This is a genomic window from Streptococcus infantis, from assembly GCF_018499575.1.
GTDB classification, from domain to species: Bacteria; Bacillota; Bacilli; order Lactobacillales; family Streptococcaceae; genus Streptococcus; species Streptococcus infantis_K.
The window spans coordinates 90,255-105,068 of the sequence record NZ_JAHDAP010000003.1 but is presented as its reverse complement, the minus strand read 5'-3'; the positions used below and the strand labels follow the sequence as shown (position 1 = coordinate 105,068).

15 protein-coding genes are annotated in these 14,814 nt (G+C 36.5%); 13 read left to right on the top strand and 2 right to left on the bottom strand.

Going from position 1 to position 14,814, the window contains the following annotated elements; genetic code table 11:
• Positions 1-13: 13 nt before the first annotated feature.
• On the top strand, positions 14-1,039 hold the full coding sequence (trpS, locus tag KJR31_RS08105; RefSeq protein ID WP_214262863.1) for a tryptophan--tRNA ligase: 1,026 nt from the start codon (positions 14-16) through the stop codon (positions 1,037-1,039).
• A gap of 162 nt (positions 1,040-1,201) precedes the next feature.
• Complete coding sequence (guaB, locus tag KJR31_RS08100) at positions 1,202-2,680, top strand: IMP dehydrogenase (protein WP_214262862.1); 1,479 nt, start codon at positions 1,202-1,204, stop codon at positions 2,678-2,680.
• Between the two features lie 55 nt (positions 2,681-2,735).
• Here the strand turns inward: guaB and recF are convergent, their stop codons facing one another.
• Both recF and yaaA read right to left on the bottom strand, forming a co-directional pair.
• A complete protein-coding gene (gene recF / locus KJR31_RS08095) occupies positions 2,736-3,827 on the bottom strand; it encodes a DNA replication/repair protein RecF (RefSeq protein ID WP_214262861.1) in 1,092 nt (363 codons plus the stop codon).
• A gap of 2 nt (positions 3,828-3,829) precedes the next feature.
• Entirely contained in the window at positions 3,830-4,198 is a 369-nt protein-coding gene (yaaA, locus tag KJR31_RS08090; RefSeq protein ID WP_214262860.1) for a S4 domain-containing protein YaaA, read from the bottom strand.
• A 159-nt stretch (positions 4,199-4,357) separates the two neighbouring features.
• Here yaaA and yfmF point away from each other — a divergent pair, with 159 nt between their 5' ends.
• The 11 genes from yfmF (at position 4,358) to KJR31_RS08035 (ending at position 14,814) form a co-directional block, all read left to right on the top strand.
• Positions 4,358-5,608 carry an EF-P 5-aminopentanol modification-associated protein YfmF gene (gene yfmF, locus KJR31_RS08085; RefSeq protein WP_214262859.1) on the top strand — a complete coding sequence of 417 codons (1,251 nt, stop codon included), beginning with the start codon at positions 4,358-4,360 and terminating at the stop codon, positions 5,606-5,608.
• Positions 5,605-6,885, top strand: coding sequence for an EF-P 5-aminopentanol modification-associated protein YfmH (gene yfmH, locus KJR31_RS08080; RefSeq protein ID WP_214262858.1), 1,281 nt, complete (start codon positions 5,605-5,607; stop codon positions 6,883-6,885). The genes yfmF and yfmH overlap by 4 nt, the downstream gene beginning before the upstream one ends.
• A gap of 40 nt (positions 6,886-6,925) precedes the next feature.
• On the top strand, positions 6,926-7,753 hold the full coding sequence (rodZ, locus tag KJR31_RS08075) for a cytoskeleton protein RodZ (protein WP_214262857.1): 828 nt from the start codon (positions 6,926-6,928) through the stop codon (positions 7,751-7,753).
• A 16-nt stretch (positions 7,754-7,769) separates the two neighbouring features.
• Positions 7,770-8,309: a CDP-diacylglycerol--glycerol-3-phosphate 3-phosphatidyltransferase gene (gene pgsA / locus KJR31_RS08070; RefSeq protein WP_214262856.1), complete on the top strand. Its 540-nt coding sequence runs from the start codon at positions 7,770-7,772 to the stop codon at positions 8,307-8,309.
• Positions 8,310-8,311: 2 nt separating this feature from the next.
• Complete coding sequence (locus tag KJR31_RS08065; RefSeq protein WP_214262855.1) at positions 8,312-9,139, top strand: energy-coupling factor ABC transporter ATP-binding protein; 828 nt, start codon at positions 8,312-8,314, stop codon at positions 9,137-9,139.
• Positions 9,124-9,963 carry an energy-coupling factor transporter ATPase gene (locus tag KJR31_RS08060; protein WP_214262854.1) on the top strand — a complete coding sequence of 280 codons (840 nt, stop codon included), beginning with the start codon at positions 9,124-9,126 and terminating at the stop codon, positions 9,961-9,963. The genes KJR31_RS08065 and KJR31_RS08060 overlap by 16 nt, the downstream gene beginning before the upstream one ends.
• On the top strand, positions 9,956-10,750 hold the full coding sequence (locus KJR31_RS08055) for an energy-coupling factor transporter transmembrane component T family protein (RefSeq protein ID WP_214262853.1): 795 nt from the start codon (positions 9,956-9,958) through the stop codon (positions 10,748-10,750). The genes KJR31_RS08060 and KJR31_RS08055 overlap by 8 nt, the downstream gene beginning before the upstream one ends.
• A gap of 31 nt (positions 10,751-10,781) precedes the next feature.
• On the top strand, positions 10,782-11,603 hold the full coding sequence (gene mreC, locus KJR31_RS08050; RefSeq protein ID WP_214262852.1) for a rod shape-determining protein MreC: 822 nt from the start codon (positions 10,782-10,784) through the stop codon (positions 11,601-11,603).
• Positions 11,600-12,094, top strand: coding sequence for a rod shape-determining protein MreD (gene mreD, locus KJR31_RS08045; protein WP_214262851.1), 495 nt, complete (start codon positions 11,600-11,602; stop codon positions 12,092-12,094). The genes mreC and mreD overlap by 4 nt, the downstream gene beginning before the upstream one ends.
• Positions 12,095-12,186: 92 nt before the next feature.
• Positions 12,187-13,395 carry a peptidoglycan hydrolase PcsB gene (gene pcsB / locus KJR31_RS08040; RefSeq protein WP_214262850.1) on the top strand — a complete coding sequence of 403 codons (1,209 nt, stop codon included), beginning with the start codon at positions 12,187-12,189 and terminating at the stop codon, positions 13,393-13,395.
• A 207-nt stretch (positions 13,396-13,602) separates the two neighbouring features.
• Positions 13,603-14,814 (top strand): aminoacyltransferase, encoded by a 1,212-nt coding sequence (locus KJR31_RS08035; protein ID WP_214262849.1) that lies wholly within the window; start codon positions 13,603-13,605, stop codon positions 14,812-14,814.

Genomic DNA, 14,814 nt, shown 5'->3' with positions numbered 1-14,814 from the left:
AAAGGAGAATCAAATGAATAAACCCATTATTTTAACAGGAGATCGTCCAACGGGGAAATTACATATTGGGCACTACGTTGGGAGCTTAAAAAATCGTGTCTTACTACAGGAAGAAAATAAATATGACATGTTTGTCTTTTTAGCTGACCAACAAGCCTTAACTGACCATGCAAAAGATCCTCAAACAATAGTAGAGTCTATTGGGAATGTCGCTTTGGACTATCTTGCAGTGGGGTTAGATCCTAATAAATCAACGATTTTCATCCAAAGTCAGATACCAGAATTGGCAGAACTTTCCATGTATTACATGAATTTGGTTTCTTTGGCCCGTTTGGAACGAAACCCAACTGTCAAAACAGAAATTGCTCAGAAAGGTTTTGGAGAAAGTATCCCAACAGGATTTTTGGTTTATCCAGTTGCGCAAGCTGCGGATATTACAGCATTTAAGGCTAACTTGGTTCCAGTAGGGAATGACCAAAAGCCGATGATTGAACAAACACGTGAAATTGTTCGTTCTTTTAACCATGCCTACAATTGTGATGTTTTAGTGGAGCCAGAAGGAATTTATCCTGAGCATGAAGGTGCAGGACGTTTGCCAGGTTTAGATGGTAATGCCAAAATGTCGAAATCACTTAATAATGGTATTTACCTAGCTGACGATGCGGATACTTTACGCAAAAAAGTGATGAGTATGTATACTGATCCAGATCATATTCGTGTTGAAGATCCAGGTAAGATTGAAGGTAATATGGTTTTCCATTACTTAGATGTTTTTGGTCGCCCAGAGGATGCACAAGAAATTGCTGAAATGAAAGAGCATTACCAACGTGGAGGTCTTGGTGATGTTAAGACCAAGCGTTATCTCCTTGAAATCCTAGAACGTGAACTTGGTCCAATTCGTGAACGTCGTATTGAATTTGCTAAAGATATGGGTGAAGTCTATAACATGCTTCAAAAAGGCAGTGAAAAAGCTCGAGAAGTTGCTGGTCAAACACTCTCTGAGGTCAAAACAGCAATGGGTCTGAATTATTTTCAATAATGGATAAAATATGAACTATAAAACTATTTCTTCTTTTAAATGAGAGAGATAGTTTTTTATTTGTTCTCTTATAAATTTAATTGACAAATTTTCATAGAATGGTATGATAGATACAATACAAAAAGCGTTAAGCTCAATAAAGAAAGAAAAGAGGAAACTTCAATGTCTAATTGGGACACTAAATTTTTGAAAAAAGGTTTTACCTTTGATGATGTATTGCTTATCCCAGCAGAGAGTCATGTGTTGCCTAATGATGCGGATTTAACAACGAAATTGGCAGACAATTTGACTTTAAATATCCCAATTATTACAGCTGCGATGGACACAGTAACAGAGAGCCAAATGGCGATTGCAATCGCGCGTGCAGGTGGACTTGGAGTTATCCATAAAAACATGTCTATTGAGCAACAAGCTGACGAAGTTCGCAAGGTAAAACGTTCTGAGAATGGTGTTATTATTGATCCATTCTTCTTGACTCCAGAACATACAATTGAGGAAGCAGACGAATTGATGGGTCGCTACCGTATCAGTGGTGTTCCAGTGGTTGAAACTCTCGAAAACCGTAAATTAATTGGTATCTTGACTAACCGAGACCTTCGTTTTATTTCTGACTATAACCAACCAATTTCAAAACACATGACTAGTGAAAACTTGGTTACTGCACCGGTTGGTACAGATTTAAAAACAGCGGAGAGTATTCTACAAGAACACCGCATTGAAAAACTACCTCTGGTTGATGAAGAAGGTCGCCTTTCTGGCTTGATCACAATCAAAGATATTGAAAAAGTAATTGAATTTCCAAATGCAGCAAAAGATGAGTTTGGTCGTCTTCTAGTTGCTGGTGCAGTGGGTGTTACTTCTGACACCTTTGAACGCGCTGAAGCCCTCTTTGAAGCAGGAGCAGATGCGATTGTTATCGACACTGCCCACGGACACTCTGCAGGAGTTCTCCGCAAAATCGCTGAAATCCGTGCACACTTCCCAGACCGTACATTGATTGCCGGAAATATCGCTACTGCTGAAGGAGCACGTGCCCTTTATGACGCAGGAGTTGATGTTGTTAAAGTTGGTATTGGTCCAGGTTCAATCTGTACAACTCGTGTGATTGCAGGTGTTGGTGTTCCACAAGTTACAGCAATTTACGATGCTGCAGCAGTTGCGCGTGAATATGGTAAAACGATTATTGCCGACGGTGGAATCAAGTATTCTGGAGATATTGTTAAAGCCCTTGCTGCTGGTGGAAATGCAGTAATGCTTGGATCAATGTTTGCAGGAACAGATGAAGCTCCAGGTGAAACTGAAATCTTCCAAGGACGTAAGTTCAAGACTTACCGTGGCATGGGTTCAATTGCTGCTATGAAGAAGGGGTCAAGCGACCGTTACTTCCAAGGTTCAGTTAATGAAGCAAACAAACTGGTTCCAGAAGGAATTGAAGGTCGTGTTGCTTATAAAGGTGCAGCGGCTGACATCGTCTTCCAAATGATTGGTGGTATTCGTTCTGGTATGGGTTACTGTGGTGCTGCGAATCTTAAAGAATTGCATGATAATGCTCAGTTTATCGAAATGTCTGGTGCAGGTCTAAAAGAAAGTCATCCGCATGATGTGCAAATTACTAACGAAGCACCAAATTACTCAATGTAATTAAAAAAAGCTCCTGTTTAACAGGAGCTTTTTTGTTTTAATATGCATGTAAAGTTTAGTTTACAGATAGTTGACCATCATTTACTGTAAAGACGCTTAGGTTATCAGGCAAGTTTTGAAGGTGGTCTAAACTTGTAGTTGTTATAAAGGTTTGAATGTTATGAGAGATAGTCTCTAATAATTTAAGTTGACGATTATTGTCAAGTTCACTCATAACATCGTCAAGTAAAAGAATGGGAGATTCCTTGGTAATGCTTTCCATCAACTCGATTTCAGCAAGTTTGATGGAAAGAACGAGGCTACGATGCTGTCCTTGACTGCCAAAACTTGCTTCTATACCGTTGATTAAGAAAACCATATCATCTCGATGAGGACCAACTCCCGTGTTCTTTTTAAATAAATCTCTAGATTTACTCTTTTGAAGTGCTATATAAAAAGAATCAGCTAAATGTTCTTTGTCAACAAAGTTTACAGAAGGTTGATAGCGTATTGACAGTTCTTCTAATTGGTCTGAAATATCAAAATGTTTCTTTTGACCAAAGAAATCCATTTTCTGTATAAAGTCAGCCCTGTGAATCATTACACGACATCCATATTCAACAAGTTGATCATCAAGAACGGATAAAAATGTTTCATCAATGTTTTGTGTAGTTTTTAGATAGGTATTTCTCTGTTTAAGAATATGGTTATAGCTTGACAAGTCTGACAAGTAAATCGGTTTGATCTGTCCCAACTCCATGTCAATGAATTTACGTCGAATGGCTGGCGCACCTTTGACAAGTTGTAAATCTTCTGGAGCAAACAAGACAACATTCATATGTCCAATATAATCAGAAAGACGAGCCTGTTTTAAATGATTCACTTTAGTAATCCGACCTTTTTGTGTTAAGTCGATTTCAAGTGGGATAGTTGCTGTTTTCTTCTGCAACAGTCCAGAAACTTGTAGTTGTTCTTCTTCAAACTGAATTAAATTTTTGTCTGTCTTTGTTCGATGACTTCTTGTTAAGGCTAAAAAGTAAATACTTTCCAGAAGATTCGTTTTTCCTTGAGCGTTTCGGCCAACAAATACATTTAATTTTGGATTAAAATCAACTTCGATATTATGATAGTTACGAAATTGTTTAATGGATAAGTTTTTCAACCACATGATTATCTACCTGGGAAACGTGGTGCAGGTTTTGTATTTGTTGGTTGAGCTTTTTTTGTAGATTTTTTTTGAACTTTCTTATTCATTTCCTTTACAAGCTTAGCTACACGTTCTTTCTCAAGTTTTTCTAGATGAAACTCTTCTAGTTCTTCTGGGGTTGGTTGAACTAGAACGATCTTGGTTTTTAAATCAGGGATTTCAATAGAATCCCCGATTCTAATTTTCTTGCCTCGACGATTTTCTAATTCTCCATTAAAATATACAAGGTGGTTAGATAAAAAAGATTTAATAGCACCGCCACTTTGTATGATTCCAAGGTCTTTCAAAAGAGATTGGAGAGTAATAAATTCTTCAAATAATTTGTATTCCATAGTTCACCTCAATCTTTGGTATTATACCATAATTTGCTCAAAATAGTTGAGAAGAAACCACTGATATGAAAACGATTTTAATTTTAAAAGAGTCAAAGAGAACAAGAAAAATTTTCGTTTTCATGGTATAATAGAACTCTATGTAAAAGGAGGTAAAAGATGGAGTTATTCCCTGGAATTGCAGTGCATTTTATCCAATCTAAAAAGTTTAAGACTAATAAAATAACCATGCGTTTCACAGCTCCATTATCTCTGGATTTAATTTCAGGTCGCATGTTAAGCGCTAGTATGCTTGAAACAGCTAATAAAAGTTATCCAACTGCTCAGATTCTTAGAAAACATTTAGCAGCATTGTATGGAGCGGACTTATCGACTCATGCATATAGAAGAGGACAAAGCCATATTGTAGATGTCAGTTTAACGTATGTTCGAGATGAATTCTTAAGTAAGAAAAATGTGCTAACTTCTCAAATTTTAGAATTATTGTATCAAGTCATATTTAATCCCTTGTTAGATGAGGAAGGATTTGAAAAGAACGCCTTTGAAATTGAGAAAAAACAACTCTTGGCAAGACTGAAATCAGAATTAGAGGATCCTTTCTTCTTTGCGCATAAAGAATTAGATCATTTGTTTTTCCAAGAAGAATCCATGCAGTTAGTCCCTAAAGATTTGATTTCCAGAATTTCTGAAGAGACTTCTAAAACTTGTTATTCAAGTTTCCAAAAAATGCTGAAAGAAGATAGGATTGATTTATTCTTTTTAGGGGACTTTAATGAAATTGAAGTTATAGAAAACCTGAAGAAATTGAACTTGACAGGTCGTAAAGTAACTGTAAACATTCAGTATCGACAAGAATATTCAAATGTACTTAGGGAAGGAATTGACAGGAAAAACCTAGGGCAGTCTATTCTAGAAATGGGCTATCATAGCACAATTGGTTATGGGGATGATCAAAAAATGGCTTTACTACTTGTAAACGGTCTGCTTGGAGCTTTCCCTCACTCTAAATTGTTTACTCAAGTAAGGGAAAAGGAAGGGCTGGCTTATACTGTATCCAGTCACCTAGATCTTTTTAGTGGATTTTTGCGATTGTTTGCTGGAATTAATCGTCAGAACCGAAACAAGGCAAGAAAATTGATGAATGATCAATTACTCAATATCAAAAATGGTAGATTTACAGATATTGAAGTTAATCAAACTAAGGAAATGATTCGTAGGACGATGTTGTTGAGTCAGGATAATCAAGATTCGATTATTGACAGAGAATACTTAAGCATCTTTTTGGGTAAATCGGTTTTAGACCTGGATACTTTGATAGAGACACTAGAGCAAGTTGACAAGGAGACAATCTGTAGGGCTGCGTCTAGCCTGAAATTGCAAGCTATCTATTTTATGGAAGGAGCAGAATGACTAGAGTTACTTTTGACGAGAAATACTATCCAGCTGTAAAGGAAACTCTTTATCAAGCAACATTAGAAAATGGCTTGACAGTTACTTTACTTCCAAAAAATGACTTTAACGAAGTTTACGGTGTAGTCACTGTTCAAATTGGTTCAGTTGACACAGAGTTTACAGTAAGAGATGGAAAAAGAAAAATATATCCAAAAGGGATTGCTCATTTTTTAGAACATAAACTTTTTGAAAGAGAAAATTCTGAAGATATCATGGCTGCTTTTACTGAATTAGGTGCAGATAGTAATGCCTTTACAAGCTTTACAAGTACAAGTTATCTTTTTTCAACGTCTGACCATGTTACTGAGTGTTTGGACCTGCTTGACGAGCTAGTTACAAGCTTTAATATTACTGAAGAATCTGTTGAACGCGAAAAGGATATCATTCAGCAAGAACGCGAAATGTTCCAAGACGATCCGGATTCCTGCTTATTCTTTAAAACACTTGCAAATCTATATCCAGAAAGTCCTCTGGCTTCAGATATTGTTGGAACTGAAGATTCGATAGAAAATATTAGATTAGAGGATTTACGAGACAATTTTGAAGAATTTTACACTCCTGTCAATAGTCATATTTTCCTTGTTGGGAACTTTGATTTAGAACTGATACAGAATTATTTCAGACAAAAGGATGTTGGAGACTGGATAGAAGAAACTTCGAGAGAAACAATCGCTTTAAACCCTGTAAAGAAGGTTGATAGCAGTCGTATGGATGTCGCCTCTCCTAAATTAGCTATTGGTGTTCGAACAAATTCCAATATGAGTAATCAGGATTGTTACCAATATAGTATTTTGCTAAGAGCTTTATTTACGATGATGTTTGGTTGGACTTCTAATAGATTTCAGAGTTTGTATGAAACTGGGAAATTAGATGCTTCATTAGCTTTAGAAGTTGAAATCAATCGACGGTTTAACTTTTTGATGCTGACAATGGAGACGAAGGAGCCTGTTGCAATTTCGCACCAATTTCGAAAGGCGATTCAGAACTTTGTGACTGATGCAGATGTTTCGGAAGAACATCTTGATTTAATAAAAAGTGAAATTTATGGAGAGTTTATCCATAACATGAATTCTTTAGAATTTATTGCGACTCAATATCAGTCGCATATTGAGGGATCAACCCTATTTGATTTGCCAAAGATTATACAGGAAATGACCTTGGAAGATGTTCTTGAGGTAGGACATCATTTTATCGACAATAGTGAAATCGTTGAATTTACGATTTTTCCACTATAGTCATTCAAGTAAAATAGACTAGAAAGAAGGAATGGTAAGTATGAGAAAAAAAACAATTGGTGAAGTTTTACGTTTAGCAAGAATTAATCAAGGTTTGAGTTTGGAGGAATTGCAACGTAAAACGGACATCCAACTTGATATGCTAGAAGCCTTAGAATCAGATGATTTTGATAAATTGCCTAGTCCCTTTTATGCTCGTTCTTTTTTGAGGAAATATGCTTGGGCAGTTGAGTTGGATGAAAACATTGTTTTAGACGCATATGATTCAGGGAGTATGATTACCTATGAGGAAGTTGATGTTGATGAGATAGAACTAACAGGTCGTAGACGTTCCAATCGTAAGAAGCGTTCCTTGCTTCCACTTTTTTACTTTGTTCTATTTTCCCTATCAATTTTAATTTTCGTAACCTGCTATGTTTGGAATTATATTCAAACACAGCCAACAGAAACAACTTCAGCTAACTATAATATTGTGACTACAACTACAAATGCACCAAGTAGTGAAACAACCAGTAGTAATCAAACCACTAATCCATCAAGTTCGACTGAAGCCTCAACTGTGACAGTCACAGGGCAAGGAGATGTCATATCAGTGGAATATAAAACTCCTAAAGAAACTGCCGAACTTCAATTATCTGTAACGGATGCAACAAGTTGGGTTAGCGTTTCAGATACTGATTTGGCTGGAGGGGCAACTCTAGATCCAAATAATAAAACAGTTAAAACAACAATTTCTAAAGGATCTCCAGTAACTATCACATTAGGTGTTGTTAAAGGTGTGAAAATAAAAATCGATAATCAGGAAATCGATACTTCGAAATTAACAGGCCAAACTGGTTGGATTACAATGAATTTGAGTTCAAATTAAATTAAGGAAGGATAATATGAAAAAAGAGAATATTCCTAACATACTTACGCTGGGTAGAATTGTATTTATTCCGATTTTTATCCTCCTTTTATCATTCGGGTCGTCTCCTTTATTGCATAAAATGGCGGCTGTTGTTTTTGCTATTGCTAGTATCACTGATTATCTAGATGGTTATTTAGCTAGAAAATGGCAAGTGGTTAGTAATTTTGGTAAATTTGCAGATCCGATGGCTGATAAGTTGTTGGTCATGTCAGCCTTCATCATGTTGGTTGGTTTAAACATGGCTCCAGCCTGGCTAGTTGCTGTTATCATTTGTCGTGAACTTGCAGTTACTGGTTTGCGCTTGCTCTTAGTCGAAACGGGTGGAACCGTTCTGGCTGCTGCTATGCCTGGAAAAATCAAGACATTCAGTCAGATGTTTGCGATCATCTTCTTGTTGCTTCACTGGAATTTACTTGGCCAGATAATTCTATATATTGCTTTGTTCTTTACAGTTTATTCTGGATATGATTATTTTAAAGGAAGCGCGTATTTGTTTAAAGGGACCTTTCGCTAGATATGGAAACAATTATTGAGATTAAAAATCTGTCATTTCGATACCAGGCAGATCAGGAACATTATGATGTTCATAACATTTCGTTTCACGTGAAACGTGGAGAATGGTTGTCTATTGTTGGTCATAATGGTAGTGGGAAATCAACAACTGTTCGCTTGATTGACGGTTTACTTGAGGCTGAATCTGGAGAGATTTGGATAGACGGTGATTGCCTAACTCCAGAAAACGTCTGGGAAAAAAGACGTCAGATTGGCATGGTTTTTCAAAATCCTGACAACCAGTTTGTAGGTGCAACTGTGGAAGATGACGTTGCTTTTGGTTTAGAGAACCAAGGAATTCCACTTGAAGAGATGAAGCATCGAGTTGCTGAAGCTTTATCATTGGTTGGTATGGCTGAATTTTTTAAAAAGGAACCAGCTCGCTTATCAGGAGGCCAGAAGCAGAGGGTTGCCATTGCAGGTGTTGTCGCCTTACGGCCAGATATTTTAATTTTGGATGAAGCTACAAGTATGTTGGATCCAGAGGGACGTCTAGAGTTGATTAAGATAGTCCAGAAGATTCGCCAAGAACACCAAATGACAGTCATCTCCATAACGCATGATTTGGATGAGGTGGCCATGAGTGATCGTATTTTGGTGATGAAAAAAGGAGAAATCGAATCAACTAGTACTCCTAGAGAATTATTTTCTAGATTAGATTTAGAACAAATTGGCCTCGATCAACCGTTTGTAAATAAATTAAAAGATTCACTACGTGCCAGTGGTTTGAATTTACCGGAACTCTATCTTACTGAAGAGGAGCTTGAGGAGGCTTTATGGGAATTATTCTAGACAATGTTAGTTATACGTATCAGGAAGGAACCCCCTTTGCTTCAGCAGCCTTGTCAGATGTTAGTTTGACGATAGAGGACGGCTCCTATACTGCAATTATTGGGCATACAGGAAGTGGAAAATCCACAATTCTACAACTCTTGAATGGTTTGTTGGTTCCCACAAAGGGGAGTGTCCGTGTCTTTGATACATTAATTACGTCAACATCAGTCAACAAGCAAATTCGTCAAATTCGCAAACAAGTAGGATTGGTATTTCAGTTTGCAGAAAATCAAATATTTGAAGAAACTGTCTTAAAAGATGTAGCTTTTGGTCCTCAGAATTTTGGAGTTTCTGTAGAAGAGGCCGAGGCTATTGCGCGTGAAAAATTAGATTTAGTAGGAATTGACGAGTCACTTTTTGAACGTAGTCCATTTGAACTCTCAGGTGGTCAGATGAGAAGGGTCGCTATTGCTGGGATTTTAGCAATGGAGCCAAGTATCTTGGTTTTAGATGAGCCTACAGCAGGACTAGATCCGATTGGTCGGAAAGAGTTGATGACTTTGTTTGAAAAGCTTCATCAAGACGGCATCACGATTGTTTTGGTGACTCACCTTATGGATGATGTAGCAGAATTTGCTGACCAAGTTTATGTGATGGAAAAAGGAAGATTGGTTAAGAGTGGAGCGCCTAGTCTTGTCTTTCAAAATCTGGAGTTTATGGAAAATATCCAATTGGGTGTTCCAAAAATCACAAGATTTGCTCAAAGACTAGCTGACCGAGGAGTTTCTTTTAAACAAATGCCGATAACGATAGAAGAGTTTAAGGAGTTCATTAATGGATAACATGATTTTAGGTCGTTACATACCAGGAAACTCGATTGTCCATCGTCTGGACCCTCGGAGTAAGTTAGTGGCAATGATTTTATTGATTATTATCGTTTTTTGGGCCAACAATCCAATTACAAACGTGATACTTTTTGTTGCAACAGGCATATTTGTAGCTCTATCAGAAGTTCCCTTATCTTTTTTCATAAAAGGTTTGAAGTCGATGTTTTTTCTGATTACCTTTACCACCCTTTTTCAACTTTTCTTTATTTCTGGTGGTCAGGTCCTATTTGAGATGGGGTTCATAAAAATTACTACTCAGGGGATTGAGCAGGCTGGAATCATTTTTTGCCGTTTTGTGTTGATTATTTTTTTCTCAACCTTGCTTACTTTGACTACAATGCCACTAAGCCTGGCAACGGCAGTTGAGTCCTTGCTTGGCCCTTTAAAAAGATTTAAAGTGCCTGTTCATGAAATTGGACTGATGTTGTCAATGAGCTTGCGTTTTGTACCAACCTTGATGGATGATACAATTCGAATTATGAACGCTCAAAAGGCGCGTGGTGTAGATTTTGGAGAGGGGAATATCATCCAGAAGGTTAAGGCTATGATTCCTATTTTAATTCCATTATTCGCTACAAGTTTGAAAAGAGCGGATTCTCTTGCTACAGCTATGGAAGCTAGAGGATATCAAGGTGGGAATGGACGTAGTCAGTATCGACAATTGAATTGGATGCATAAAGATAGTGTGGCCTTACTACTTGTATGTGTGTTAGGTGGAATCTTGTTTTTATTAAAATCCTAAAGTGAAGTATAGAATAATATAAGGTAAAGGCATGAATCGTTTTAAAAAATCAAAATATATCATTGTTCTATTTGTCGTTATACTAATGGTTTCTGTCTTTTTAGTAACGACACAATCCAGTGCAGTTGTGACAAAGGTTGGAGATGGCATTTCGCTGATAGATAGAATTGTACAGAAACCATTTCAATGGTTAGAATCTACAAAGTCAGATTTAGGAAATTTGACGAGAGCTTATAATGAGAATGAGACTCTTAAAAAAGAACTCTATCAAATGGAAAAAGAAACAAATGAAGCAGACAGATTAAAAGAAGAAAATGAACAACTGCGTCAATTATTAGATATGAAGTCAAAATTGAACGCGAGCAAGCTAATTACTGCAGATGTCATTATGAGAACTCCAGCAACTTGGAGACAGGAATTGACAGTTAATGCCGGATCAAAACAAGGTTTAACAACTAGTATGCTCGTTGTTTCTGGTGGAGGGCTTGTTGGAAGCGTTGAAAAAGTAGAAGACAACTCATCCGTAGTCAATTTATTAACAAACGCTGAAAACACAGAGAAGATTTCTGTTAAAATCCAGCACGGATCTAGTAGTATTTATGGTATTATCATTGGTTATGACAAGGAAAAAGAACTACTAAAAATCAGTCAATTAAACAGCAGTGGCGACATTAGTCAAGGTGACAAAGTGGTAACTGGCGGCTTAGGAAACTTTAATGCTACAGATATCCCTGTAGGGGAAGTCGTATCAGTGACACATAGTACGGACTATCTAACAAGAGAAGTCATGGTTAAATTGCATGCTGATCCAATGAACCTTAAAGTTGTAGAGTTAGTGGGGAATCCATCATGAGACTTTTTAAGCAGATAGGAATGTTTGTACTATTGCCCTTGATTGTCTTGATTGATAGCCATTTAGGGCAGTTTGTAAATAGTTTTTTTCCACATATACAAATTGTTAGCCACTTTATTTTTATCTTCTTATTATTTGAAACGATAGAAGTATCTGAGTATCTGTTTTTAGCTTATTGCCTAGTTGTAGGACTTGTATACGATATTTATTTCTTCCATTTGATTGGAATAGCTAGTCTACTATTTGTAATTATTGGAGCAATAGTGTATAAAAGCAACTCAGTTATTTTGTCAAATAGATGGACTCGAGTACTTGCCGTTTTAATGATGACTTTTACATTTGAATTTGCTAGCTTTATCCTAGCACACTTGGTAGGATTAACTGCAGAAAATTTATCTGTGTTTATGGTTTATAGTCTTGTTCCTACTATGATATTGAATTTTATATGGATGTTAGTTTTCCAATATATTTTTGAAAAAATATATCTATAAGAAAGAAACAAAACTGTAATAAAGGCGTAATATTTATTAGGCCTTTTTTTGATATACTAGTATTGTCTTTTTAAAGAAGGAGTATTTACACTATGAAGAAAAAAATTCTAGCATCACTATTATTAAGTACAGTATTAGTTTCACAAGGAGCTGTGCTTTCAAGTGTTAAAGCTAACACAACAGATGAAAAAATTGCAGCTCAAGATAGCAAAATTAGTGAGTTGACAACACAACAAAAGGAAGCTCAAAAACAAGTAGACGAAATTCAAACTAAAGTTTCAGCTATTCAATCAGAGCAAGAAAAATTACAATCTGAAAACGAAAAGCTTCAAGAAGAGTCTAAAAAACTTGAAGGAGAAATTGCAGAGCTTTCAAAAAATATCGTAGCTCGTAATGAATCGCTTGAAAACCAAGCTCGTAGTGCACAAACTAACGGAACTGCTACAAGCTACATTAATACAATTATTAACTCTAACTCAATCACAGAAGCTATTTCTCGTGTAGCAGCTATGAGTGAAATTGTCTCAGCAAACAATAAAATGTTGCAACAACAAAAAGAAGATAAAAAGGCTATCTCTGAAAAACAAGTTGCTAACAATGAAGCAATCAACACAGTTATTGCCAACCAACAAACACTTGCTGATGACGCTCAAGCTTTGACAACAAAACAAGCTGAATTGAAAGCAGCCGAGTTGAATCTTGCAGCTGAAAAAGCTACTGCAGAAAGTGAAAAAGCAACCTTGCTAGAGCAAAAAGCAGCGGCTGAAGCAGAAGCGAAAGCAGCAGCAGAAGCAGAAGCAGCATACAAAGCGAAACAAACAAGTCAACAACAAACGGTTGCTGCTTCAGCAAACACAACTTTTGCTGCACAAGTACAAGCAACTTCAAGTTCTTCATCATCAGATGATGATTCAAGTTACACTCCTGCAGCAACTACTGTAAGTCAACGACCAACTTATAGCTCAAATGCTTCAAGTTACCCTGTAGGTCAGTGTACATGGGGAGCAAAAACTTTGGCGCCATGGGCTGGTGATTATTGGGGTAATGGTGGCCAGTGGGCTACTAGTGCAGCAGCAGCAGGTTTCCGTACAGGCTCTACACCACAAGTTGGTGCAATCGCTTGTTGGGATGATGGTGGCTACGGACACGTGGCGGTTGTTACTGCTGTTGAGTCAACAACGCGTATTCAAGTTTCAGAATGTAACTATGATGGTAGCGGTACTCAACCAATCGGAAATTACCGTGGATGGTTTAATCCTACAGCATCACGTGGTACAGTAAGATACATTTATCCAAACTAATATACTGATTATTATTCAATTTAGGGTGAGGTTTTATGAATCTCACCCTTTGTATAGTGTTTAAAAATAAATTTCATAATATCATTAGTTGTCATTGACATATTATTTTCGTATTCGTTTAGGTAAAGCAATACGAAATATAGAGAATTAGCACATAAGCAAGCTAATGAAGATAAAATAGATTTTAAGAGAGTTGGTACTGGAATTATGTTTACGTATAAAATGAATGTTGATGCTCAAGAGTGGGATTTATTTTTGCAAAATCATCCTCAAGGAAATTTATTGCAGAGTAGCGATTGGTCCAAGATAAAGGATACTTGGGGGAATGAGAGAGTAGGATTTTATAAAGATAATCAATTGGTTGGGGTAGCGAATATCTTAATTCAGCCGCTACCATTAGGGCTTTCTATGTTCTATATTCCACGAGGCCCAGTAATTGACTATGAAGATAAAGAGCTTCTAAAATTTGTACTTTTAACGTTGAAAAAACTTGCTAAAAAAAGCCATGCAATAATGGTTAAATTTGATCCAAGTCTATTTTTCAGTAGAGGTCTTATTGGCCAAGAAGTTGTCCAAAATTCTATGACTTTAGAAATTGTTGAAGAACTGAAAAAAAATAAAGTTCATTGGACTGGCTTAACAGAGAATATGGCAGAAAATATACAACCACGTTTTCAAGCTAATATTCATAAAGAAAATTTCTCACTGGATCAACTTTCTAAGTCTACTAGACAGGCCATCCGAACTGCAAGAAATAAAGGATTGGAAGTAAAATTTGGTGGGCTCGATTTATTAGATAAATTTTCGTTTTTAATGAAGAAAACAGAGTCTCGCAAGAACATTAGTTTACGAGACAAAGATTATTATCAAAAGTTACTGACTACTTATCCTAACAACTCCTTTATCACACTAAGCTATTTAGATTTACATAATAGATTGAAAGAAGTTGAGAAGCAACTTGAAAAGAATCTAAAAACAGCGCAGAAGTTTACAGATAAAACAAAAGAAGGCAAAGTAAAAGATAATCAGCAAGAGAGAAACCGATTAGAAGAAGAAATTTCTTTTCTTAAGGGCTATATTGATAAAGGAGATAGTGTTGTCCCATTGTCTGGCACTTTAACTATCGAATTTGGGAAAACTTCTGAAAACTTATATGCTGGAATGAATGAAGAATTTAGACACTATCAACCAGCTATTCCTACATGGTTTGAGACAGCTCAACATTCTTTTGAACGAGGGGCTGAGACTCATAATATGGGTGGAATTGAAAACAACTTAGAGGGTGGGTTAATTAACTTTAAATCCAAATTTAATCCTACTATCGAGGAATTTGTTGGTGAGTTTAATTATCCAACCAGTTCATTATACTTCTTGTTTAATCTAGCTTATAAAATTCGTAAGAAACTTCGAAGTAGATAG

Excerpts from the sequence above, each read along its gene's own strand:
- trpS (WP_214262863.1), top strand. The coding sequence starts at position 14 with ATGAATAAACCCATTATTTTAACAGGAGATCGTCCAACGGGGAAATTA.
- guaB (WP_214262862.1), top strand. The coding sequence starts at position 1,202 with ATGTCTAATTGGGACACTAAATTTTTGAAAAAAGGTTTTACCTTTGAT.
- recF (WP_214262861.1), bottom strand. The coding sequence starts at position 3,827 with ATGTGGTTGAAAAACTTATCCATTAAACAATTTCGTAACTATCATAAT.
- yaaA (WP_214262860.1), bottom strand. The coding sequence starts at position 4,198 with ATGGAATACAAATTATTTGAAGAATTTATTACTCTCCAATCTCTTTTG.
- yfmF (WP_214262859.1), top strand. The coding sequence starts at position 4,358 with ATGGAGTTATTCCCTGGAATTGCAGTGCATTTTATCCAATCTAAAAAG.
- yfmH (WP_214262858.1), top strand. The coding sequence starts at position 5,605 with ATGACTAGAGTTACTTTTGACGAGAAATACTATCCAGCTGTAAAGGAA.
- rodZ (WP_214262857.1), top strand. The coding sequence starts at position 6,926 with ATGAGAAAAAAAACAATTGGTGAAGTTTTACGTTTAGCAAGAATTAAT.
- pgsA (WP_214262856.1), top strand. The coding sequence starts at position 7,770 with ATGAAAAAAGAGAATATTCCTAACATACTTACGCTGGGTAGAATTGTA.
- KJR31_RS08065 (WP_214262855.1), top strand. The coding sequence starts at position 8,312 with ATGGAAACAATTATTGAGATTAAAAATCTGTCATTTCGATACCAGGCA.
- KJR31_RS08060 (WP_214262854.1), top strand. The coding sequence starts at position 9,124 with ATGGGAATTATTCTAGACAATGTTAGTTATACGTATCAGGAAGGAACC.
- KJR31_RS08055 (WP_214262853.1), top strand. The coding sequence starts at position 9,956 with ATGGATAACATGATTTTAGGTCGTTACATACCAGGAAACTCGATTGTC.
- mreC (WP_214262852.1), top strand. The coding sequence starts at position 10,782 with ATGAATCGTTTTAAAAAATCAAAATATATCATTGTTCTATTTGTCGTT.
- mreD (WP_214262851.1), top strand. The coding sequence starts at position 11,600 with ATGAGACTTTTTAAGCAGATAGGAATGTTTGTACTATTGCCCTTGATT.
- pcsB (WP_214262850.1), top strand. The coding sequence starts at position 12,187 with ATGAAGAAAAAAATTCTAGCATCACTATTATTAAGTACAGTATTAGTT.
- KJR31_RS08035 (WP_214262849.1), top strand. The coding sequence starts at position 13,603 with ATGTTTACGTATAAAATGAATGTTGATGCTCAAGAGTGGGATTTATTT.